Source organism: Natronococcus amylolyticus DSM 10524 (genome assembly GCF_000337675.1).
In the GTDB taxonomy this organism is placed as follows: Archaea; Halobacteriota; Halobacteria; order Halobacteriales; family Natrialbaceae; genus Natronococcus; species Natronococcus amylolyticus.
Genome location: NZ_AOIB01000024.1, coordinates 74257 through 95658 on the forward strand (window position 1 = coordinate 74257; position 21402 = coordinate 95658).

22 protein-coding genes, 1 tRNA gene, 1 other RNA gene and 1 pseudogene are annotated in these 21402 nt (G+C 67.0%); 15 read left to right on the forward strand and 10 right to left on the reverse strand.

The window, feature by feature from the left end:
• Positions 1 to 452: 452 nt before the first annotated feature.
• From C491_RS10915 to C491_RS10925, 4 genes are all read right to left on the reverse strand, one after another.
• On the reverse strand, positions 453 to 1814 hold the full coding sequence (locus C491_RS10915; RefSeq protein WP_005556141.1) for an outer membrane protein assembly factor BamB family protein: 1362 nt from the start codon (positions 1812 to 1814) through the stop codon (positions 453 to 455).
• A gap of 2 nt (positions 1815 to 1816) precedes the next feature.
• Positions 1817 to 2014: a hypothetical protein gene (locus tag C491_RS22450; protein WP_152421305.1), complete on the reverse strand. Its 198-nt coding sequence runs from the start codon at positions 2012 to 2014 to the stop codon at positions 1817 to 1819.
• A gap of 175 nt (positions 2015 to 2189) precedes the next feature.
• The gene (locus C491_RS10920; protein ID WP_005556144.1) at positions 2190 to 3116 is read right to left on the reverse strand and encodes a glycosyltransferase; all 927 of its coding nucleotides are present in this window, start codon (positions 3114 to 3116) and stop codon (positions 2190 to 2192) included.
• A gap of 93 nt (positions 3117 to 3209) precedes the next feature.
• Positions 3210 to 4526: a cobyrinic acid a,c-diamide synthase gene (locus C491_RS10925; protein ID WP_005556146.1), complete on the reverse strand. Its 1317-nt coding sequence runs from the start codon at positions 4524 to 4526 to the stop codon at positions 3210 to 3212.
• A 210-nt stretch (positions 4527 to 4736) separates the two neighbouring features.
• Between C491_RS10925 and C491_RS10930 the strand changes: the two genes are divergently transcribed.
• The 4 genes from C491_RS10930 to C491_RS10945 all read left to right on the forward strand — a co-directional run bounded on the left by C491_RS10930 (position 4737) and on the right by C491_RS10945 (position 8374).
• On the forward strand, positions 4737 to 4967 hold the full coding sequence (locus C491_RS10930; protein ID WP_049891780.1) for a hypothetical protein: 231 nt from the start codon (positions 4737 to 4739) through the stop codon (positions 4965 to 4967).
• 130 nt (positions 4968 to 5097) lie between these two features.
• A complete protein-coding gene (locus C491_RS10935) occupies positions 5098 to 6681 on the forward strand; it encodes a uracil-xanthine permease family protein (RefSeq protein ID WP_005556153.1) in 1584 nt (527 codons plus the stop codon).
• Positions 6682 to 6815: 134 nt separating this feature from the next.
• On the forward strand, positions 6816 to 7643 hold the full coding sequence (locus C491_RS10940; RefSeq protein WP_005556154.1) for an alpha/beta fold hydrolase: 828 nt from the start codon (positions 6816 to 6818) through the stop codon (positions 7641 to 7643).
• Positions 7644 to 7750: 107 nt separating this feature from the next.
• Positions 7751 to 8374, forward strand: coding sequence for a MaoC family dehydratase (locus C491_RS10945; protein WP_005556155.1), 624 nt, complete (start codon positions 7751 to 7753; stop codon positions 8372 to 8374).
• A 24-nt stretch (positions 8375 to 8398) separates the two neighbouring features.
• Here C491_RS10945 and C491_RS10950 read toward each other — a convergent pair whose 3' ends face one another.
• The 3 genes from C491_RS10950 to C491_RS10960 form a co-directional block, all read right to left on the reverse strand.
• Entirely contained in the window at positions 8399 to 9034 is a 636-nt protein-coding gene (locus C491_RS10950) for a hypothetical protein (protein ID WP_005556156.1), read from the reverse strand.
• 107 nt (positions 9035 to 9141) lie between these two features.
• Positions 9142 to 10209, reverse strand: a complete 1068-nt coding sequence (locus C491_RS10955) for a Gfo/Idh/MocA family protein (RefSeq protein WP_005556157.1) — start codon at positions 10207 to 10209, stop codon at positions 9142 to 9144.
• A 223-nt stretch (positions 10210 to 10432) separates the two neighbouring features.
• A tRNA-Arg gene (locus C491_RS10960) sits at positions 10433 to 10507 on the reverse strand.
• Positions 10508 to 10647: 140 nt separating this feature from the next.
• On the opposite strand from C491_RS10960, the gene C491_RS10965 reads away from it, so the two are divergent.
• The 5 genes from C491_RS10965 (at position 10648) to C491_RS10985 (ending at position 13197) form a co-directional block, all read left to right on the forward strand.
• Positions 10648 to 10839 (forward strand): hypothetical protein, encoded by a 192-nt coding sequence (locus tag C491_RS10965; protein WP_005556158.1) that lies wholly within the window; start codon positions 10648 to 10650, stop codon positions 10837 to 10839.
• 41 nt (positions 10840 to 10880) lie between these two features.
• A complete protein-coding gene (locus tag C491_RS10970) occupies positions 10881 to 11732 on the forward strand; it encodes a geranylgeranylglycerol-phosphate geranylgeranyltransferase (protein ID WP_005556160.1) in 852 nt (283 codons plus the stop codon).
• A gap of 120 nt (positions 11733 to 11852) precedes the next feature.
• Positions 11853 to 12464, forward strand: coding sequence for an RAD55 family ATPase (locus C491_RS10975; RefSeq protein WP_005556162.1), 612 nt, complete (start codon positions 11853 to 11855; stop codon positions 12462 to 12464).
• 42 nt (positions 12465 to 12506) lie between these two features.
• Positions 12507 to 12917 (forward strand): CoA-binding protein, encoded by a 411-nt coding sequence (locus C491_RS10980; RefSeq protein ID WP_005556164.1) that lies wholly within the window; start codon positions 12507 to 12509, stop codon positions 12915 to 12917.
• Positions 12918 to 13017: 100 nt separating this feature from the next.
• Positions 13018 to 13197, forward strand: a complete 180-nt coding sequence (locus C491_RS10985) for a hypothetical protein (RefSeq protein WP_008426423.1) — start codon at positions 13018 to 13020, stop codon at positions 13195 to 13197.
• A 15-nt stretch (positions 13198 to 13212) separates the two neighbouring features.
• Here C491_RS10985 and C491_RS10990 read toward each other — a convergent pair whose 3' ends face one another.
• Both C491_RS10990 and C491_RS10995 read right to left on the reverse strand, forming a co-directional pair.
• Complete coding sequence (locus C491_RS10990) at positions 13213 to 14193, reverse strand: PLP-dependent cysteine synthase family protein (RefSeq protein ID WP_005556169.1); 981 nt, start codon at positions 14191 to 14193, stop codon at positions 13213 to 13215.
• A gap of 100 nt (positions 14194 to 14293) precedes the next feature.
• A complete protein-coding gene (locus tag C491_RS10995; RefSeq protein WP_049891773.1) occupies positions 14294 to 14614 on the reverse strand; it encodes a DUF5798 family protein in 321 nt (106 codons plus the stop codon).
• Positions 14615 to 14728: 114 nt separating this feature from the next.
• Here C491_RS10995 and C491_RS11000 point away from each other — a divergent pair, with 114 nt between their 5' ends.
• The 6 genes from C491_RS11000 to ffs all read left to right on the forward strand — a co-directional run bounded on the left by C491_RS11000 (position 14729) and on the right by ffs (position 21082).
• On the forward strand, positions 14729 to 15097 hold the full coding sequence (locus tag C491_RS11000) for an Hsp20/alpha crystallin family protein (protein ID WP_005556173.1): 369 nt from the start codon (positions 14729 to 14731) through the stop codon (positions 15095 to 15097).
• Between the two features lie 143 nt (positions 15098 to 15240).
• Entirely contained in the window at positions 15241 to 17493 is a 2253-nt protein-coding gene (locus C491_RS11005) for a CDC48 family AAA ATPase (RefSeq protein ID WP_049891775.1), read from the forward strand.
• A 121-nt stretch (positions 17494 to 17614) separates the two neighbouring features.
• Positions 17615 to 18127, forward strand: a complete 513-nt coding sequence (locus C491_RS11010) for a hypothetical protein (RefSeq protein ID WP_005556176.1) — start codon at positions 17615 to 17617, stop codon at positions 18125 to 18127.
• A 125-nt stretch (positions 18128 to 18252) separates the two neighbouring features.
• On the forward strand, positions 18253 to 19890 hold the full coding sequence (locus C491_RS11015; RefSeq protein WP_005556178.1) for a potassium channel family protein: 1638 nt from the start codon (positions 18253 to 18255) through the stop codon (positions 19888 to 19890).
• A gap of 96 nt (positions 19891 to 19986) precedes the next feature.
• Complete coding sequence (locus tag C491_RS11020; protein ID WP_005556180.1) at positions 19987 to 20679, forward strand: DUF2270 domain-containing protein; 693 nt, start codon at positions 19987 to 19989, stop codon at positions 20677 to 20679.
• A gap of 90 nt (positions 20680 to 20769) precedes the next feature.
• Positions 20770 to 21082, forward strand: an RNA gene (gene ffs, locus C491_RS21485) — signal recognition particle sRNA.
• A gap of 177 nt (positions 21083 to 21259) precedes the next feature.
• On the opposite strand, the pseudogene C491_RS23655 reads toward ffs, so the two are convergent.
• Positions 21260 to 21376, reverse strand: a pseudogene (locus C491_RS23655) (mechanosensitive ion channel family protein); the annotation flags it as partial.
• Positions 21377 to 21402: the final 26 nt, after the last annotated feature.

A 21402-nucleotide genomic window follows, 5' to 3' on the forward strand; every position in this document is an offset into this window, starting at 1 on the left:
TCTTCGGCTTCCTCTTCCTCGTCTTCTTCTTCTTCGTCCTCTTCAGCTTCCTCCTCGTCTTCCTCGTCTTCTTCTTCTTCGTCCTCTTCAGCTTCCTCCTCGTCTTCCTCGTCTTCTTCTTCTTCGTCCTCTTCAGCTTCCTCCTCGTCTTCCTCGTCCTCTTCGGCTTCCTCTTCCTCCTCTTCCTCTTCGTCCGGAAGTTCGTCCTCGCCACCGTCGGTCATCACTCGTCGCGGTTCGCCCTCGTCGTCGGCCAGCATCGAACGGAAACCCGCGTCCTCGAGTCCGGAATCCGAACGGTCTTCCGAGTCGTCGTGCTCTCTCGTCTCTGTCATTATCTGGAAACACAGACGAGAGTGTCCGTTGTGGTGGTTTGCCTTGCGTATGCGATTTCTGCCTCAGTTACAGTGAAACGAAATGTGTGCGGCAGTCCTCGTGTCCCTACAGTGGATTCACTCTCGAGGAGCGACCGATTCAACGGCGAGAGCGTACTCGCCGCGTGTCCGTCCGTCGTCGTGGTAGGTGACCGGTTCCTCGGTCGCGGCAACCGTTCCGTCCTCGATTGCGGCAGCGGTAGCGATCCCCTCGAGTCGCTCGTGCTCAAGCGAGCCGGACTCGAGATCGAATCGACGAACAGCGTGGGCGTCGGGATCCCGATCCCGGAAGTGCTGCGCGCAGGGGACGACGATTCGCGAGCCGTCGGTCGCGAGGCCGTGGACGAACCCGCGCACGGAGTCGTCCCACAGCGACCGACCGTCCTCGCCGAAGACGGCGATCCGGTGTTCGTTCGGGTGACGGCCCGCCGTCTCGCGGCTCTCCGCGGCGTAGGTGTTCCCCGTAAGAAACGCCACCCGACCGTCGTTCGCGTAGGCGTGGTTCGGGTACGCGTACAGCCGTTCGCCGTCGATCTCGGTCTCGGTCGCGAGATCGACCCGCCAGCGCTCGGCGCCGCCCGACTCGAGCAGGTAGCCGCGCTTGTCGCCGTGGCTCGCGACCGCGAGACGCCCGTCGTCGAAGGAGACGTCGCCGACGCGACGGTCACCCTCGGTTCCGGGATCCCAGGTCCAGGCGAGGTCGCCGCCCCCTTCGGCGGTTTCACCGCCTCCGTTTCGCGACGACGGAGTCGTCGCGCAGGTCTCGAGAACGACCAGCCCGTTGTCGTGCGCCCCCATACAACGATTGTAGCCGACGGCCAGGCGCTCCCCCGCCCCATCTAACTCGAGCGCGATCGGCGAGGCGTCGGTGTCGTACCGCCAGCGGACCGTTCCCTCGGAATCGAACGCGAGAACCGTACTCTCCCACCGTCGGCTCTCGCTGTCGCGCTCGTAGCGGCGGGCCGCCGCGTACAGTCTGTCGCCATTGGTCTCGAGGGCGACGACGTACGGCTGGGCGAAGACGCTCTCCCGAACCGGCTCGCCGACGTCGGCGGCGGTCTCGTACCGCCAGCGACACTCGCCCGTCTCGAGGTCGTAGGCCGCGATCGTTCCCGTCTCCCCGCGTCCGGCGACGACGACCGTATCCACGCGGTCGCCGTCGCTGTCGCCTCCCCCGTCGCTGCCCTCGAGCGTCGCGATGCCGACCGCGTGGTCGGGATGCTCGACGGACCATCGGGCCTCGAGCGAGTCGACCTCGAAGGCCGTGACGCTGCCGTCCCACTGCCCGGCGACGACGACCCCGTCGATCGCGTGAACCGCCGATCGAGTCCACATCTGCCGGCTGCGGGCACTCTCGATCTCGCCGAGCGAGCGGCGTCGAAGCGTCGACTCCTGCCCGTTACCGTCTGTCCCATCGGATTCTGCGTCAGCCTCCGTCATACTCACTCCGGTACAGGGACCGTCCCGTGACACGAGACGCAGGTTGCTCGTCCGACGGCACCTCCCTCGAGCGGTCGGCCCTGCGTGAGGTCGTACTTGGCGAGGCGATCCTCAAACGCGAACACGGACGCCCGTCCGGCGACGGCTCGAGCCGTCGTCGGGCCGGGTCTCGGATCGTATGACAGCGCGATAGGTGGCATCACCCGTGGATGGCCGCCGAGGGCACTAAAGCAATTCTGTTTGATGTATGGAAACTAAATTTGTCGAGACGCGGTCGTCGGACGGAACGGTCGGTTCAAAGGCCGAGCGACAGCTACCGTTCGGTCAAGAGCCTCCGTGAGTGTCGCTCCGAAAACGTCGCGCATCGGCGTCGGGTTACTGACCAGCTGTCTCGACCGCGACGTCGAACTTGCCGCGCCACCGGTAGCGTCTCCCGCCCCAGACGAACGATCGACGAGCCAGCCCGTAGCACAGTAGGGGAAGCGCCGCCAGCGCCACTGGGTAGGCCGCGAGAAACGTCCAGCGTCGGATCCCGAAAGCGGCGTAGACAGCGGCCATCAGGGTCGTCGTCAGGAGGAACGCGGGAAGCGGGAACAGCACGCAGACGGCGGTCAGCGCGGCCCCGAGCACCCCCTGGGCGGCGAGCCCCGTCGGATCGTGGTAGCGAACGGTCTGGACGAACCGAACCTGGTTCTCGAGCGTCTCGCGGATCGAGCCGCCGATCCCGACACGTCGGGTTCGCGCGACGGTCGCAAACTCGACGTGTTCCATCAGGAGCCCGTCGTCGCTGATCGTTCGCCGAAGATCGGTGAGAAAGGCCGCCTCGTCCTCGAGATCGCTGCGCTCGAAAACGAGGGAACCGGCCCACGGGATGTTCGCGAAGAAGACGGCGAGCGTTCCGCTGATCGCGTGAGTGGGCTCGAGCACGGCGGCGAGGGGGTCCCGCCCGACGAATACAGGCACCTCGGCGGTCGGTCCCTGCCGATCGTAGTCGGCACGGAGCCGCTCGAGCCAGCCTGGCGGGTGGTAGAAGTCGTCGTCGGTCCAGACGATTCGCTCCGTTTCTGCGGCTTCCATGCCGGCGGCGATCGCGTTGGCCTTCCCGGAACAGCCCTCGGGCTCGCCGGCGACGATCAGTCTGACGTCGACACACTCGTCGACGCGCTCGGCGACCGATTCGAGAGGATCGTCGCAGACGACGAGGAGTTCGTCGCCCGATCGGAGCTGGGCAGCGACCTGCTTGCAGGCGTCGTTCCACCCCGTCGTCGGCAGGACGACGGTCGTCGGCGCAGCCGCTTCCATACGACACCGTTCACGCCGATTGTCATCAAACGACGGGACCGGTACAACGAACGACCGGGCGAGCACGACGGTGCGTCGAAAGCCGATCCGATCTCAGTTCTCGAGCAGATCGAGGAAGCGATCGAACGCTCCGCTCTCGGGGTGGACGTGGGCGTAGGTGCCCAGCGAGTTGTACTCGAGGAGGCCGTCGCGGTCGCCGTCGATACCGTCGCCCCGGATCGTCTCGAACGCGAAGCGGGCGTCGCCGTCGACGTCGGCGCTCGAGTAGTGGAACTCGTGGCCACGGATCGACTCGCCCGCGGCCGCAGTGAGCGTGCCGTCGACCGCCTCGAGCTCGACGTGGTCGAGCGCCTGGTAGCGGTCGTGCATCGTCACGTCCGCGGGCAGGATCCCGGCCATCTCGCCGCGCTCGCCCTCGGTGCTCGTCAGCGATCGGCCCATCGCCATTAGCCCGCCGCACTCACCGAGGACGGGGAGGCCGTCGCTCGCGCGCTCGCCGAGGTCGGCGAGGGTGCCCCCTGCTTCGAGCTCCTCGACGTGGAGTTCGGGATAGCCTCCGGGGAGGTAGACGCCGTCGCAGTCGGGCACCGGGTCGCCCGCGACCGGCGAGAACGTCACCAGCTCCGCCCGCTCGCGGAACCGCTCGATCGTCGCGGGGTACCGAAAGCAGAAGGCGGCGTCGCTGGCGACGGCGACGCGAGCGTCGACGGACGTCGACCCCTCGTCGGCCCGTGTCTCGCTCTCGAGGTCGTCGGGTTCGCTCGCCACCGCCGCCAGCCGTTCAGTCTCGAGGGGTTCGGCGGCCTCCCGCAGCGCCTCGCGAGGCAGCGCCGCCTCCGCGCCCATCTCGAGACCCAGGTGGCGGTCGGGAATCTCGAGGTCGGGGTTCGGCGGGATGCGTCCGAAGTACTCGAGTTCCTCGGGCAGCGCGTCCCGAATGCCCTGCTCGTGGCGACCGCCGTGGGCGCGCTGGGCGACGATCCCGGCGACCTCGACGTCGCGGCCGATCCGATCGGCGTACTCGCGGAAGCCGAGCGCGGTCGCCGCGACGCTCTCCATTCCCGCGCTGGCGTCGACGACGAGCACGACGGGGAGGTCGAGCGCCTCGGCGACCATCGCCGTGCTCGAGCCGTCGCCGTCGTACAGCCCCATGACGCCCTCGACGACGCAGACGTCGCCCTCGCCGCGGCGGTAGTTCCGACGGAGCCCGTCCTCGCCGCAGAGCCACAGATCGAGCGTGCGGGAGGGACGTCCCGCGATCGCCTCGTGGTGGCTTGGATCGATGAAGTCCGGCCCCGCCTTCGCAGGTTGGACGGCGTAGCCGGCGTCCTCGAGGGCCTGGATCACCGACAGCGTCGCGACGGTTTTGCCGACGCCGGAGCTGACGCCGCCGAGAACGAACCCCTTCATCGTGGCACCCCCGCACGAGGCGCCGTCCGCACGCTTCGGTTCATTGTGATTTCGTTAGCACAACCGAACTTGAATCCGTCGGTGCAGCTGATGGCAGTGCCACGCTCCCAGGGAGAGCGGTTCGTCACACCCATCCTTCCGACTCGGCTCGAGACCTGCCGTTCGTACGCCAACCACAGCGTTATCAGTATTCTTCTCCAGGAGTACGATATGAGTGACGAAAGCCCAGCGACGGGTTCGACGCCGAACTGTCACCGACGCGACTGTGACGAGCCCGCGGCGTTCGTCGTTCTCGAGCGCTATCAGGAGGAGACCGGAAAGGGCGCCGTCGAGGCCGAGGCGACCCTCTGCCGGGATCACACTGACGAGGAGAGTCCGGCGAACCTCGGCGGGGCGTACGACGACTACGTGTTCCGGATCGAACCGATCGCCGGGGACTGAGCGAGGGCTGCGGGCGACGGCACGGTCGCCACGCTGAACGACGTATCGCGCTCGAGGGGTTTCGAAATCCCGGGCCGGGACGGATCAGTACGCATTTGAGCGGGCTCTCTCGTTATGCTATCAGAGAGGGATGACGGAGGACGATACGGTCGACAGGGAGGAAGCCGAGGGGATCGAGTACGGGATCGAGGACCGGCCGCCGCTGGGCGAGTCGACGGTGCTCGGAATCCAGCACTACCTGACGATGGTTGGGGCGAACATCGCGGTGCCGCTGATCCTGGCCGACGCGATGGGGATGCCAGGCGACGTCACGGCCCAGTTCATCGGGACGTTCTTCGTCGTCTCGGGAATCGCGACGCTCGCCCAGACGACGTTCGGGAACCGGTACCCGATCGTCCAGGGCGCACCGTTTTCGATGCTGGCGCCGGCGCTCGCGATCATCGCCGTCGTGACGGCTGGTGGAGTGCAGGGCCAACCCGACTGGCAGGCCGCGTTGCTCCAGCTTCAGGGGGCAATTATCGTCGCCGCGGCGGTCCAGGTCGCGATGGGGTACTTCGGGCTGGTCGGCAAGCTCCGACGGTTCCTCTCGCCGGTCGTCATCGCGCCGACGATCGCCCTGATCGGCCTGGCGCTGTTCGACGCCGGCCAGATCACCGACACCGACCAGAGCTGGCTGCTGCTCGGGCTCACGCTCGGACTGATCCTCCTGTTCTCGCAGTATCTCGAGATCAGACACCGGGCGTTCAGACTGTATCCGGTCCTGCTGGCGATCGGCATCGCCTGGATCGTCGCCGCGGTCCTCTCGGTCGCGGGCGTCTTCGGTGGGGGCCACCCGGGTCACGTCCCGCTCGGCGACGTCACCGATGTCGATCCCCTGTTGCCGATCCACCCGCTACAGTGGGGCACTCCGGAGTTCACGACGGCGTTCGTTGTCGGGATGTTCGCCGGGGTGCTCGCCTCGATCGTCGAGAGCATCGGCGACTACTACGCGGTTGCGAACCTGACCGGGTCGGCGGCGCCGAGCGAGCGACGCATCAACCACGGGATCGGAATGGAGGGGCTAATGAACGTCTTCTCGGGCGTGATGGGGACGGGCGGCTCGACCTCCTACTCCGAGAACATCGGCGCGATCGGGCTGACCGGCGTCGCCTCGCGGTACGTCGTCCAGATCGGGGCCGCGGTCATGCTGGTCGCCGGCTTCGTCGGCTACTTCGGCCAGCTGATCGCGACCATCCCCGATCCGATCGTCGGCGGCCTGTTCGTCGCGATGTTCGCCCAGATCGTCGCCGTCGGGATCTCGAACCTGAGACACGTCGATCTCGAGTCCTCGAGGAACGTGTTCGTCGTCGGCTTCGCGCTGTTCGTCGGCCTCGCGGTCCCCGAGTACATGGCGAACTTCGCGGACCCGATCGCATTCCGGGAGGGAATCGAGCTGGCGGCGACGATCGCGCCGCTGGTCGAGGCCGAGCCGATCGCCGGTACCGCAGTTGCGGTCTGGATCGAGGCGATCGCCCAGGCGCTCGCGGACTCGGTGTTCATCATCGGTTCGACGGGGATGGCCGTCGGCGGGCTGGCCGCACTCGTCCTCGACAACACGATCCCCGGCACCCGCGAGGAGCGCGGGCTGGCTCAGTGGGAGCGACTCACCGAGGACGAGTCGGAGTTCGACTCCGCCTGGGACCGCTGGATCGGCTCGAGCCGAGACGGTGACTGAGACGGACTCCCGTCCGTCAGTTCCGAAACCGGGAGCCGTCCTGCGGTCGTTCCGGGAAGTCGGGACACCAGATCGGACGAACGAGCCGCGAACGCCAGCCGGGGATCTATTACCGAGCGGTCCCAGACGGAGGTATGGCAGAACTCTCGCTCGAGGACGGCACGCTCTGGTACGACACGCACGGCGACGGCTCGCCGCTGGTGTTCGTCCACGGCGGCTGGCAGAACGGTCGCGCCTGGGGACCACAGGTCGACCGGTTCGAATCAACACACCAACCCGTCACGCTCGACGTACGCGGCCACGGCAACACGGGCGCGACCGACACCGACGAGTACTCGATCAATCTCTTCACCGACGATCTCGAGGAGCTGCTCGACCACCTCGGGCTCGAGGCGCCGGTGCTGTGCGGGCTCTCGCTGGGCTCGATGGTCGTCCAGAACTACCTCGATCGTCACCCCGACCGCGCGGCGGGGGCGATCCTCGGCGGAGCCGTCAGATCGATGCCGCCCGTCGAGCTTCCGATGGGGACGAAATCGTTCCTGTCGCCGATGCCCGCCCTGTCGGCGTCGCTGTCGATGACCGGACCCGAGGCGACGTTCCGGTCGATGCTGACCTCGATCCAGGCGACGACGGGCCAGCAGTGGCTCTCGGTCGATTCCGAGGTCCGATCGATGGCGATGGACGCCGTCAGCGAGGTCGACGACGATGAGTACCGCAAGATCTTCGACGCGCTCTACCAGTTTGACCCGCCCGAACTGACTCACGTCGAGACGCCGACGCTGGTCGTCCACGGCGACCAGGAGGCCCCGCCCGTGAAACGACAGGCTCGTGCAATCGCCAGCGAGGTCGACGACGGCGCCTGGCTCGAGCTGGCCGACTCCGGTCACCTGGTCAACCAGGACCGTCCGGCGGCGTTCAACGAGGCTATGACTCAGTTCCTCGAGCGACGGGTGTGGGACTGACGACGGTGTGCGTCCGATGACGATCACGAACCGATGGAGGTAGCGATGTCATCAAGAGGATGCGAATCCTACGCATAGTCGATCACGATCGGTTCCGGCTACTACCTATGAGTTCGAACACGATACCAACGGACGCTACCGACATCGTACCGGGCCCCGAACGCTGGGCGACGATCTCACAGCACGTTCTCAACAGCTACGCCGAAGCGAACAACGCGATGCTGGCTGCGATGGGGCTGCAGTCCTCGAGCGAGGCGACCAGGGTCGCCCCGACAGTTCCGGAGGTCACCTACGGGGACGCCGACTGGACGACCGAACGCTCGACGGACAGTCTCGAGGAGCTCTCGGTCGGCGACGCCGTCCGGTTTACCAAATCGGTCGAGGACGCGGACGTCGCCGCCTTCGCCCAGGTCTCAGGCGACACCAACCGGCTCCACCTCGAGAACGACTTCGCCGAGGACACCCGCTTCGGCGGCTCGATCGTCCACGGCACGCTCGTCGCCGGCGCCATCAGCGCGGCCCTCGCGCGGTTTCCGGGGCTGACGGTGTACCTCTCCCAGGACCTCGAGTTTCAGGGCCCCGTCGAGATCGGCTCGACGATCACCGCCGACTGCGAGATCATCGAGGAACTGGGCGGGGACCGGTACCGACTGCGGACGACCGTCGACTCCGAGGGCGAGCGCGTGGTCGACGGCGAGGCCGTCGTCCTGATCGAGGACGCGCCCGAGTGAGGTGGATCGGCGATCGGGAGCCGCTTACTCCTCGCCGTCGAAGACGCCGTACACCATCGCGCCCGACTCCGGGTCATCGAGGTCCTCCTCGAGGCCGACTTCGATCACGCGGACCCAGGTTCCCTCGGCGGGAGCGTTCCACACCTCGTCGATACAGTAGCAGTTGAGCACGAGCCCGCTGTCGATATCGTAGGGCTCCCCCTCCGGTTGATGGGCGTCGAACGCCACGTCCTCGTCGCCCCGGACGACCAGCGACATCGTTCGGGTTTCCCCCGGCGCCAGATCGAGGGCGTACAGCGTGATCTCGTCGGTGTCGAGGGTCGGCAGCTCCTCGACCGGATCGGCGACGAGGTCGACGTCCTCGAGCGCCTGGGTGTCGTACTGCTCGGTATCGCCGATCTCGGCGTCCGGATTCGGCTCGTACAGCTCGCTCGTCATCGGGAGCTGCTCGTCGGCGAACCCGACGCCGAGCGTTACCGATCCGTCGGGGGCCTCGGACTGCTCGGCGACGGTCTCCCGGAGGGCGTCCATATCGAGCTCCTCGAGCTGTGGGTGGGAATCGCCGTCCTCCGTATCCGCACAGCCGGCCGCGCCGACGACGAGCGCGCCCGCCGCCGTCTGGAGGAGTCGGCGTCGCTCGAGATCGGGGATCCGTTCCATACCTCCACCCGCGGCTCGGCGTATTTAGGGGTTGAGATACCCCACGTAGCTCGCTTTCAACTCGCCGAGAGGTCGCGCTCGAGCGCCTCGGCTTCTCGCGGGCGGCGCTATCGAGAGACGTTGTCGGGGGCGACGGCGACGAACGAGCCGTCGCCTCGGGCGGACTCGTAGGCCGCCTCGGTGACGGCCGTCACCCGCAGGCCGTCGAGCGCGGTCGCCGGCGGTTCACTCCCCGTGCTGATCGCCTCGACGAACGCGTCGGCTTTCGTCTGCCTGTCCTCGGTCCGCATCCGGGGCCGGTACTCGCCGCTGTCCGCGTCGATCTCGACGTACTCGCTCGACTCCCAGTCCCGGCTGTCGAGGGCGACGGCGCCCTCTCGGTCCCACATCCGGACGTGTTCGCGCATGCACGGCACCTCCCCGGACATCGAGAACGACGCCGTCGCACCGTTGGTAAATCGAATCGTGACGGTCGCGCGTCCGTCGACGCGTCGCTCGTCGTCGACGAAGTTCATGCTCGCCGAGACCGCTTCCGGCGTGAGCCCGGTGCTCCAGAGGACGCAGTCGAGCAGGTGGCTTCCGGTGTCGTACAGGTAGCCGCCGCCGGAGAGAGCCGGATCCCGTCGCCACGTCCCCTCGAAGCGGTCGACCCAGTCCTGTCCGACCTCGGCCGTGATCCAGCTCGGCTCGCGTCCCTCCGTCGCCCACAGCTCGCGGGCCCTGCGAAACCCCTCGTAGAGATGGCGCTGGTAGCCGACCATCAATACCTCCTCGCGCTCGCGATCGAGCTCGACGAGTTCCCGCGCCCGCTCGAGGTCGGTCGTCAGCGGCTTGTCACAGAGCACGTGGAGGTCGCGATCGATCGCCGCGAGCACCTGCTCGTAGTGAAGCGTGTGCGGCGTTCCGATCAGCACGGCGTCGAGGGGTTCGGCCTCGAGCATCGTCTCGTATTCTGTGTACCGAGCGTCGGCGTCGACGTCTAGTTCGGCGCCGGCCACCTCGAGAGTCGTCTCGTCGACGTCGACCAGCGCGGCGACGCGGGCGTCGTCGTGCTCGCGGAACTGCCCGCCGACCGTCGTCCCGATGAATCCGCCGCCGACGACACCGACTCGAAGCGGCTCGGTCACAGCATGGGTGTCGATCGACTCCTCGTCTTCGGCTTCGGTGTTGGTCATGGTCCGTACTGGACGCGGGACTCCGGATACGTGTTCTCGTTGCGGCAGTCTCGGAGAACGGAGACTGATTCTTCGGGGCGCTAGCTCGGGATGCTTGAGGGAGGGAAGTTGGGACGCCGCAGGATTTGAACTACGCGAACGGCTCGCAGTGCTCGCCGTTCTCTACTTCAAATCCTTCGCGATCCACGTACTCGAGGCTCGCGAGAGTGCTCGCCTCGAGAAGTGGGCGCTGCAGGATTTGAACCCGCGGCAGCTTGGTCCGAAGCCAAGTACTCTGTCCAGACTGAGCTAAGCGCCCTCACCTCTTGGTTTCCGTCGGCTCCGTATAAGTCACTCGATTTCACCCAACCTCGAGACGACCCGCCACACCCGCGGTCGTTCCCACTGCGTGGCAATCGCCTCGAGCCCTCTTTATGCCTCGAGACCTAAGCCTCGCGTATGACGGTACGCGAGCGGCCCGAATCCAGTGCCGACGAGGAATCGTCCGAGGGGCGTCCCCTCGAGCTGTGCGGCGACGACGAGGCGGACGTCTGGATGGCGGTCCCGCTCGGAACGGACGAGGCCGAACGAGCCGGAGCCTGGCTCTCGGTCGCCGACGCAGATCTCTGTGATCTCGAAGAGTGGCGGTAGAGATCGGACCGTTTATCCTCGCCGCCTGAGCAGAGTCGGGCATGACTGCGGGGGAGACGGTTCGTGGGTTGCTCGAGCTGACGCGGCCGATAAACGTGATCGCCGCCAGCGTGCTGACGTTCATCGGCGCGTTCGTCGCCGGCGGGGTGACGAGCCACCCGCTCGAGGTAGCGGCCGCCGTCGCGGCGACGGGGCTGGCGGTCGGTGCGGGGAACGCGATCAACGACTACTTCGACCGGGAGATCGACCGAATCAACCAGCCCGAGCGGGCGATCCCGCGGGGCGCGGTAAGTCCCCGCGGAGCGCTCGCGTTCAGCGTCGTGCTGTTCGCAGGTGCGATCGGGCTGGCGCTAGTGCTCCCGTGGTTGGCGATCGCGATCGCCGTAATCAACCTCCTCGCGCTGGTCGCGTACACGGAGCTATTCAAGGGATTGCCCGGGCTGGGCAACGCCCTGGTGGCCTACCTCGTCGGGAGTACATTCCTGTTCGGGGCCGCAGCCGTCGGCGAGGTCGGTCCCGCCGCCGTGTTGTTCGTTCTCGCGGGCGTCGCTACGCTGACCCGCGAGATCATCAAGGACGTCGAGGACCTCGAGGGCGATCGCGAGGAGGGGTTGAACACGCTGCCGATCGCGATCGGCGAACGGCCCGCGCTGGCGGTCGCGACGGCGCTGCTGGTCGCGGCCGTGCTCGCGAGCCCAGTGCCGTACGCCCTCGGCGAGTTCGGGGTCGCCTACTTGGCCCTCGTGCTGCCGGCGAACGCGATCATGCTGTACGCGGCCTACGAGAGCTTCGACGATCCGACGGCCGGCCAGTCCCGTCTCAAGTACGGGATGTTCCTCGCGGCGGTCGCCTTCATCGTCGGCCGCGCGCTCGAGGGCGGCGCGGTCGCCTGAGTCGACCGAACCGAACACATCAATCAAAAGACCTATACGCGCCTTAGTATACCATCTTATCAACTGCTTCAGTCCCGGAGTGCCGTCGGGACGGAGCGCTTCGACGAGGAAACGTCAGGTATGTACGATCTCGCTGCCGTCGGTCCGGACGTCCAGGTCGCTCCCGGAACGAACGTGCTCGTGTCGGGACCGCCGCTGTCCGGAAAGCGCGGGCTCGCGCTCGGGCTGCTCGAGGGCGGGGCGGCCCGCGGCGAGGGGTCGATCGCGGTGACCACGAAGGACGGCGCCGAGGCGATCCTCCCGAACTTTCCGGACGAGGCCGACGTCGGCGTCGTCGACTGCGTGACCGAACAGCGCGGCGTCGGGACCGTCGAGGACGACCCCCGCATCAAGTACGCCTCCTCCCCGGTGGACATGACCGGGATCGGGATCAAGCTCTCCGAGTTCCTCCAGGAGTTCTACGACGAGCGCGGGCTCGAGCGGAACCGCGTGCTCATCTCCTCGGTTTCGACGCTGCTGATGTACGCGGATCTCCAGACCGTGTTCCGGTTCCTCCACGTCTTCACCGGCCGCATCCAGAGTGCCGGCGCTCTGGGCATCACCGTTATCGACTCGACGGCCCACGACGAACAGACGATGAACACGCTCAAGCAGCTATTCGACGGCCTCATCAGGGTCCGGGAGGGTGACGACGGCGAGCCGAAGATCAGCACGACCGGGCTCGAAACCTGAACGCGCCACGTAACGTTTAGGGCCGGCGACGCTACATCGGGTATGCCAGTATCCGAATCCGACCGAATCCGCGAGGCCCTCGAAAGCGAGACGATCGCCGTCGTCGGCTGTTCGAGTACGCCCGGCAAGGCCGCCCACGACGTACCCCGATACCTCCTCGAGCAGGGGTACGACGTGCTTCCGGTCAATCCGAACGCCGAGGAGATCTTCGATCGATCTGCGGCCGACGCGCTGTCGGACGTTGACCGGGAGATCGACGTCGTCTGTGTCTTCCGGCCCAGCGAAGAGGTCGCCGGCATCGTCGAGGAGGTCCTCGAGCGCGACGACGTCGAGACCGTCTGGACCCAGCTGGGGATCCGCGACGACGAGGCGGCCGAACGCGTCGAGGAGAGCGGGCGAGCCGTCGTTCAGGATCAGTGTCTGAAGGTACAACACCAGCGGCATCTCGCCTGACCGCGACCAGTTTCGTCGGATCGCAGGCGACGGTATCGCTGCCTGCAGAAACCCCCAATCACCGACAAAGACTTACCGACCAGAGGAATACGGGAACACAATGTGTGACCGGTCAGGGGACTGTTCAAACGAGGGTACCTGCCAGCTCGTGCTCAGAAACGAGCGGACGGGGATGGAGATGGTGGAGTACCACTGCAAGGCGCATCTCGTGGTTCGGGTGTGGGAGGCCGAACAGGACGAGACTCTGGATGTCGTCGACGCCAAGAAGCTCTACCAGTAGCTCGTTACGTGGTCGTCACGACGACCACTCCTCGAACGAGCGGTAGATCCCCTTCGAGAGGTAGCGCTCGCTCGAGTCGGGAAACACCGTGACGACGGTGTCGTGGGGGGTCTCGAGGTCGCCGTCGGCAATCCTCCGGGCGACCCGTTTCGCCGCGGCGCTGGCTGCCCCGGCGCTCGAGGCCACCAGGTGGCCCTCCTCGCGGGCGAGGCGGGCGAGCTCCTCGTGGGACGCCCGATCGGGGATCGCGTGGACCGCGTCGACCAGCTCCGGATCGAACAGCTCGTTGGTCGAGGGGTCGTGAGTACCGATCCCCTCGGTCTTGTACTCGCCTTCCTCGCGGTCGTCCTCGAGGAGTTCGCCGTACACCGACCCCTCGGGTTCGACGGCGGCGACGTGGGTCGACGCGTCGTGCTCGAGGGCGTAGCGGGCCAGTCCCATCAGCGTCCCGGCCGTGCCACAGCCCGCGACGATGGCCCCGACCTCGTCGTCGAGGGCCTCGTAGATCTCGGGGGCGGTCGTCTCGTAGTGAGCCTCGGTGTTCAACGGATTCGAGAACTGCTGGGGGACGACGGCGTCGTCGAGTTCGGCGGCGAGCTCGTGAGCGCGGTCGATCGCCCCGCCCATCCCGTCGTCGGTCGGCGTGTTGATCACCTCCGCGCCGAGGGCAGCCATCAGCTGCTGTTTCTCGACGCTGAAGCGCTCGGGCACGACGAACATCGCGTCGAGACCGAGCTGCTGGGCGGCGATCGCGAGGCCGATCCCCGTGTTACCGGCGGTGGGTTCGATCACCGTCCCGCCGGTGGGAACGTCACCCCGCTCGAGCATCCGTTCGAGCATGTAGCGGCCGATACGGTCCTTGACGCTCGCGCCGGGGTTGAACGATTCGAGTTTGGCGTAGATTCGAACGTCGCCCGGACTCTCTTGGAGGCGAACGAGCGGCGTCCGACCGATCGTCTCGAGCACCGAGTCCACCGGTCGCTCGTGGGTCGTCATCGTGCTGGCAAATGTTGCCCCTGTTGTTAGGTTTTGCTATCCCGAGAGCCCGGTCGCTGCGCTGTGTCGGAGATTTCGTCCGGCAGAAGAGGATTCGGCGTTATTCCACGGTCGTTTCCTCTTGCTGTCGCGTCCCGGCGGTTTCCTCCGTCGTACCGTCCTCGGCACCGAGTTCGGCCTGATCGATCGCGGCGTCCGCGAGAATCTCCTCGCCGTCGATCCCCTGCTCCTCGGCCATCGCGAGCAGCAGTTCGCGCTGCTCGGTCAGCTGGTGCTCCATTCGGTTGACGGTGTCGTGGGTGTCGTCGACCTCCTCTTCTAAGTTCGTGATTCGCTGCTGGAGCTCCTGTACCTGCTTGTACATGGCTTCTGCGTGTTCGGACAACCCCTGGATCTTCTTTGCGGTGCTTCCAAGTCCCATAGTCGGCCCTTGGGGGCGCTCCCAGTTGGTCCTTTTCACTAGCTCGTTCGACACTGACCGGAAGGTTTATTATGAACCGCGAACAATCAACTAATGCACACGAGGTGACCACCCATGGTGCGTCGACCGACGACAAGCACCTGGACCCAGAACCTCGAGATGCCGTCTCGGCTGTTGGACAGCGGGGACAGCGACTACGAGCTGTACGAGGAGGAGGGCGAGTTCGTCCTCACGATCGACCTGCCGGGGTTCGAAACCGACGAGATCGATCTGATGTGGGACGACGGCGTGCTGAACGTCGCCGCCGAACACGTCGACGACGATCACGGACGGAAGAAGACCTATCACCGTCGGTTCCGCTTCCCCAAGATCGTCGCCGACGACGAGATCACGGCCGCGTACACGAACGGCGTCCTCGAGGTGACGCTTCCGACCGCGGGTCCCGCGACCCGCGGCAGGGAGATCCCCCTCGAAGGAGAGTAACCCCGAACAGCTCCCGCCAAGAGATCGCCGATTCGGCATCACGAACGACCCGTACCGCCACCCGGCTCCGCCGGCGAACCGACATTCCGGCCGACGCAGATCGTGTTCGCGTCGGCCGACAGCGACAGCTATCACTGATACGTATGCAACTTCGAGTAAAACCACTCAAACGGAAGGACGCGGGCAGCGGTCTGGCATCGATCGACAGAGAAGCGATGGACGAACTCGGTGTCTCGAGCGGCGAGTTCGTCGCCATCGAGGGCGGCGAGGGCCGCGTCATCGCGCGGGTCTGGCCCGGCAGTTCCCAGGATACAGGGAGGGGTATCGTCCGCATCGACGGCCAGCTTCGACAGGCCGCGGGCGCCCGGATCGACGACGCCGTCTCCGTCGAGGCAGCCGACGTCAACCCTGCCGAGCGCGTGCGAGTCGCCCTCCCCGAGAACGTTCGGATCCAGGGCGACATCGGCTCCTACCTGCGAGGGAAGCTCTCGGATCGGGCCGTTAGCCCCGGCGATACCCTCACAGTGTCGCTCGGCTTCGGCCTACTGACGAGCCGTTCGGGCCGCCAGCTCCCGATCACGGTCGTCGACACCGAGCCGGCCGGAACGGTCGTCGTCGGCAACCGGACCGACGTCGAACTCGTCGACCGGGCCCCGGACCAGCTCGAGATCGAGGCCCGAGGCCCGATCGACGGCGGCGACGGCGAGGACGGCGAGGCGCCGACGGTCACCTACGAGGACGTCGGCGGTCTAGACGACGAGCTCGAGCAGGTCCGCGAGATGATCGAGCTGCCGATGCGCCACCCCGAGCTGTTCCGGACGCTGGGCATCGATCCGCCCAAGGGCGTCCTGTTACACGGCCCGCCGGGCACCGGGAAGACCCTCATCGCGCGGGCGGTCGCCAACGAGGTCGACGCCCACTTCCACTCGATCTCCGGCCCGGAGATCATGTCGAAGTACTACGGCGAGTCGGAGGAACAGCTCCGGGAGGTGTTCGAGGAGGCCGCCGAGAACGAGCCCGCGATCGTCTTCATCGACGAACTGGACTCGATCGCGCCCAAGCGCGAGGACGTCCAGGGTGACGTCGAACGACGCGTTGTCGCCCAGCTCCTGAGCCTGATGGACGGGCTCGAGGACCGCGGCGAGATCACCGTCATCGGGACGACGAACCGCGTCGACGCGATCGACCCCGCGCTTCGTCGGGGCGGCCGATTCGACCGCGAGATCGAGATCGGCGCCCCCGATACGGGCGGGCGCGAGGAGATCCTCCAGATCCACACCCGCGGCATGCCCCTCAGCGAGGACGTCGACTTGGCGCGCTTCGCCGAGAACACCCACGGGTTCGTCGGCGCCGACCTCGAGAGTCTCGCCAAGGAGGCGGCGATGACCGCTATGCGCCGGCTCCGGCCCGAGCTCGACCTCGAGGCCGACGAGATCGACGCCGAGGTCCTCGAGAAGATCGAGGTCACCGGGGGAGACTTCCGGAGCGCGCTCCGGGGCGTCGAACCCTCGGCGATGCGGGAGGTGTTCGTCGAGGTCCCGGACGTCACCTGGGAGGACGTCGGCGGCCTCGAAGAGGCGAAGGGACGGCTCCGCGAGGCGATCCAGTGGCCGATGGAACACGCCGACGCCTACGAGCAGGTCGATCTCAGTCCCGCGAAGGGCGTCCTGCTGCACGGCCCGCCGGGCACCGGGAAGACGCTGCTCGCCAAGGCGGTCGCAAGCGAGTCGCAGTCGAACTTCATCTCGGTCAAGGGTCCGGAGCTGTTCGACAAGTACGTCGGCGAGTCGGAGAAGGGGGTCCGCGAGGTCTTCGAGAAGGCCCGCGCGAACGCCCCGACGATCATCTTCTTCGACGAGATCGACGCCATCGCATCCAAACGCGGCAGCGGAAGCGGCGACTCCAACGTCGGCGAGCGGGTCGTCTCACAGCTGCTGACCGAACTCGACGGGCTCGAGGAGCTCGAGGACGTCGTCGTCGTCGCGGCCTCAAACCGACCCGAGCTGATCGACGATGCCCTGCTGCGACCCGGCCGGCTCGACCGTCACGTCGAAGTCGCCGAGCCCGACCGGGACGCTCGCCGGGAGATCTTCCGAATCCACACCCAGAACCGGCCGCTGGCGGCGGACGTCGACCTCGACACGCTGGCCGAAGAGACCGAGGGCTACACCGGCGCCGACGTGGAGGCCATCTGCCGGGAGGCCGCGACGATCGCCGTCCGCGAACACGTCGAACGCGAGGCCGCCGGCAAGGACTCCGACGTCGAGGCGATCGAACTCACCGCCGACCACTTCGAGCGCGCGCTCGAGGAAATCTCGCCCGACGCCGTCGCCGACCTCGAGTCCGGGCTCGAGACGGGCGGGTTCGACGAGTTCGACGCGAACGACGTGGCCTGATCGACGCGACCGAGGCGGTCTGATCGACGCGGTCCGAACCGGTTCGATTTCTCTCGCAATCCGTTCGTGTACCGACGGTTGAAGTCCCGCGAGCGCCTGCCATCTCGTAGCCGTCATCCCGATGCTCCACCTCACCTTTCCGACTCACCTGGCGATGGGGTATCTGCTCGGCGTCTACAGCCGGTTTCCGGTCGCGTATCTCGTCGTCGGCTCGGCGCTACCCGACCTCGTGGATCGGCCGCTGTACTGGCTCGGCCTGACGCCGTTTACCCACACCGTCGCACACTCGATCGCGGTCGCCGTTCCCGTCAGTCTCGTGCTCACGCGGCTGTTCGGCCGGCGAGGTGCGGCGCTGTCGCTGGGCTGGCTGGTCCATATCGCGACCGACTTCCTGAACGTGGCGACGACACAGGGGCTCTCCGCGACGCCGTACTACGTGTTCTTTCTCGGACCGCCGCCGGACGAGCGGGAGGCGTTCGAGACGGTGACGCTCGTCCTCCCCGTGACCGACGTTACGCACACGCTTCATCCGGTCGTGCTGGCCCTCGAGGTCGCGGTTCTCGGCTGGGCGGCCGTCACGATACTCCGGGAGCGAAGCGTCCTGAGCAGGGTTCGCGGCGTCGAGGCCGACTGATCGACGTCGCCGCGAGGTCGTCCCGGCGGGCAAGAACGATATTCCCGCGGGTTGATCGATCTCGTTATGCTTTGCGCGTGCCGCTTAGATCGCACCCCCTCGAGACACGTCGCTGGTGAACGGCCGTGGTGAAACTCACCCGTCGGCTGGCGGTGTACGTCGGCTCCCTCCTCGTCCTGCTCGCGCTGTACACGCTCACCTACCGGTGGGGGATGGCCGTCTACGAGGGCGAGTCCCGAACCTGGTACCAGTCGCTCGAACTCGTCGTTCAGTCGATGACCACGACCGGGTACGGCCAGGACGCCCCCTGGGAAACGCTCGAGATGACGGCGCTGGTGCTGTTGGTCCAGGTGACGGGGATCGCCTACGTCGCCGTTGCGATCCCCCAGTTCGTCGTCCCCTGGCTCGAAACCCTGGTGCAGCCGGCGCCCCCCGAAGAGATCGACCGCATCGAAGACCACATCGTCGTCGTCGGCTACACCGCGCTCTGTGACACCCTCGTCGAGGAACTCGAGGCAGAGGGGACACCGTACGTCATCCTCGAGGACGACGAGGACCGCGCACAGCAGCTGTACGAGGACGATCGCGTCGTCCTCTACGGCGACCCGACGAGCGACGACACGCTCGAGGCGGCGAGCCTGGAGGCGGCCATCGCCGTCGTCGTCGACGCCACCGAGCGCGAGTTCGTCAGTACGGTGCTCGCGATCGAGGGGCGGGACCCGGCCGCCGAGGTCTTCGTTCTCGTCACCGATCCCGAGCGCGCGCGGTACTTCAGGTACGCCGGCGTCGACGAGGTGCTCTCGCCGAAACACCGCCTCGGCAAGGCCCTCGGCGATCGGGTTCGGACGATCATCGCGCCGGCACCCGAGGGAGAGGTCACGCTCGGCGACGAGGTCGACCTCACCGAGTTCTACGTCGATCCCGACGCCGAGCTGTTCGGCGAGGCGATGGCCGCGACGCGGGAGCTCGAAGAAACCGGCGCGACCGTCGTCGGGGCGTGGGTCCGGGGCGACTTCGTCACCGAGCTGTCGGAGCACGCCCACGTCGACGAGAACACGTCGCTGCTCGTCGCCGGTACGGAGTCGGTGCTCGAGGCCGTCGCCGATCGGGCCGGCTCGTCCGGGAGTCCGTATCGTCCGACCGAAGAACCCGTCGTCGTCGTCGGCGCCGGACTCGTCGGTCGGACGGCCGCCGGCACGCTCGAGCGAGCCGGCCTCGAGACCACCGTCGTCGACCGCGAGAGCGACGAGATCGTCGACGTCGTCGGCGACGCGACCGAGGAGGAGACGCTGCTCGATGCCGAAATCGAGGACGCCGGAACGATCGTCCTCGCCCTCGAGGACGACGACGAGGCGATCCTGGTCGCGCTGACGGCGGGCGCGCTCAACCCATCGCTCGAGGTCCTCGTGGGCGCCACTACCGCCGACAGTGTGCGAACGCTGCGGGCGGCGGGCGCCGACCACGTGCTCGCCCTCCCCAACGTCGCGGGACGGATGATCGCGCTTCGGGCGTTCGACCGCGAGGCGATGCCCCTCAGCGAGCAGCTCCAGCTCCGGCAGGTCGCGGCGGCGGGCCTCGCCGGTTCGGAACTCGAAACCGCGACGATCCGCGAGGAGACGGACTGTCTCGTCATCGGACTCGGGCGGGACGAGGAGTACCGCTCCGACGTCGACGGAGCGCACCTCGACGAGGGCGACTCGCTCGTAATCGCCGGCACCGAAGGTCAGATTGACAGCTTTCGGGAGGCGTACGCTGACGAGTAGCCGGGCTCGCCCCCGGTCGGCAACGACGGAGCCGACCGACACGCCAGATTCGAAAGCGGTGCAAACAGCGATCACGCTCGGGAGCGTACGAACGGTATGGGTGATTCGGAGTTCGACCCGGAGGACCCGGAGCAGGCCGAAATCGGCCGCGAGATGGTCGACGAGAGCACCGGGCTCGGCTCCGTCGCGGCCCACCTCTACCGGGGGGAGATGGAGCGCATGGTCGAGTGGCGCGACCGCCTCGATACGACCACCAACTGGGCGGTGACGGTGATGTCGGCGATCGTCGCCTACGCCTTCTCCGGGGAGGTCTCCCACGCGGTGATCCTCGCCGGACTCCTCATGGGGACCGTGTTCCTGTTCATCGAGGCCAGGCGCTTTCGCGACTACGACATCTGGCGCTCGCGGGTCCGGGTGATTCAGGAAAACCTGTTCGCGAACGCGCTCGATCCCTCCCAAGGGGTCGAACACGACGCCTGGCGAGCGGAGCTGAGTCGGGACTACCGCGAGCCGGAACGGAAGATCAGCTACCGCGGCGCCTTCAGTCACCGGCTTCGGCGGGTGTACCTCCCGCTTATCACCGCGATGCTCATCGGCTGGGTGTTTCACGTCTGGGCGTTTAATCCCGACGAGACGTTCCTCGAGGGGGCGAGCCTCCCCGGGGTTAGCGGCATCGTCGTCACCGCCGCTGTCGGGCTCTACTACGTGATCCTGCTCGTTCTCGCCGTTCCGCTCTCGGAAAAAGAGCGCGGCGAGTCCGGCGAGGCCGACCACGGCGACATCGACTGATCGCGACAATCCTCCCGCAGCCGTCGATCCCTCGAGCGGTTTTGTGCGGTGCTCGAGACGAAAGGTCCTTAAGTTCCAGCCACCTACGTAGAGATGGATAGGTCGGGCAGTTTGGCCCTGCTCGTCACCCGCGCTATGGTCATTAGTGGGGACCGAACGCCGCGGGCGTCCGGTCAGACCGGCCGGGGCCCCGGGAGCCAACAGAGAAGCCTCGTCCGTCGGGGACAGCGGTCCACGGTGGCCGTCCGCAGGGACGCCCCATCGTGGTTAGTCGGCGACAGCCCATCAGGCGCGGAAGCGAGCAGTGGACCGCCGGACACCTGTCGCTCGACGGGTCGCGGGGTGGAGAAGGCAACCGGGATTCCCCCGGCCGGAACGCCGGGCAACCGCGGCCCTCCACATTCATAACCACCGATCCTTTTCCGACGAGCGGTAGCGCTGCACACCTTACTCGGCAGAAGCTTCGAACAGTGCTCTTCCGTCGAGTCGAACGTCTCTCGCACTGCTCGAGTCCCGCTTTCGACTACCGAACGGGTCGCTCTCGAGAGGAGAGCGTGAAAGAAATCTGTCGAGTGGTACGCTACTCGGCGGCTTCGGCGACCCGCTGGCGGTCCGCGAGTTCGAGTCCACCCTCGAGCGTCCGAACCGGGTAGGGGATGTCGATCCCCTCCTCGTCGAAGCGCTCCTTGACGGCTGTCTCTTATACACATCTCTGATGGCGCG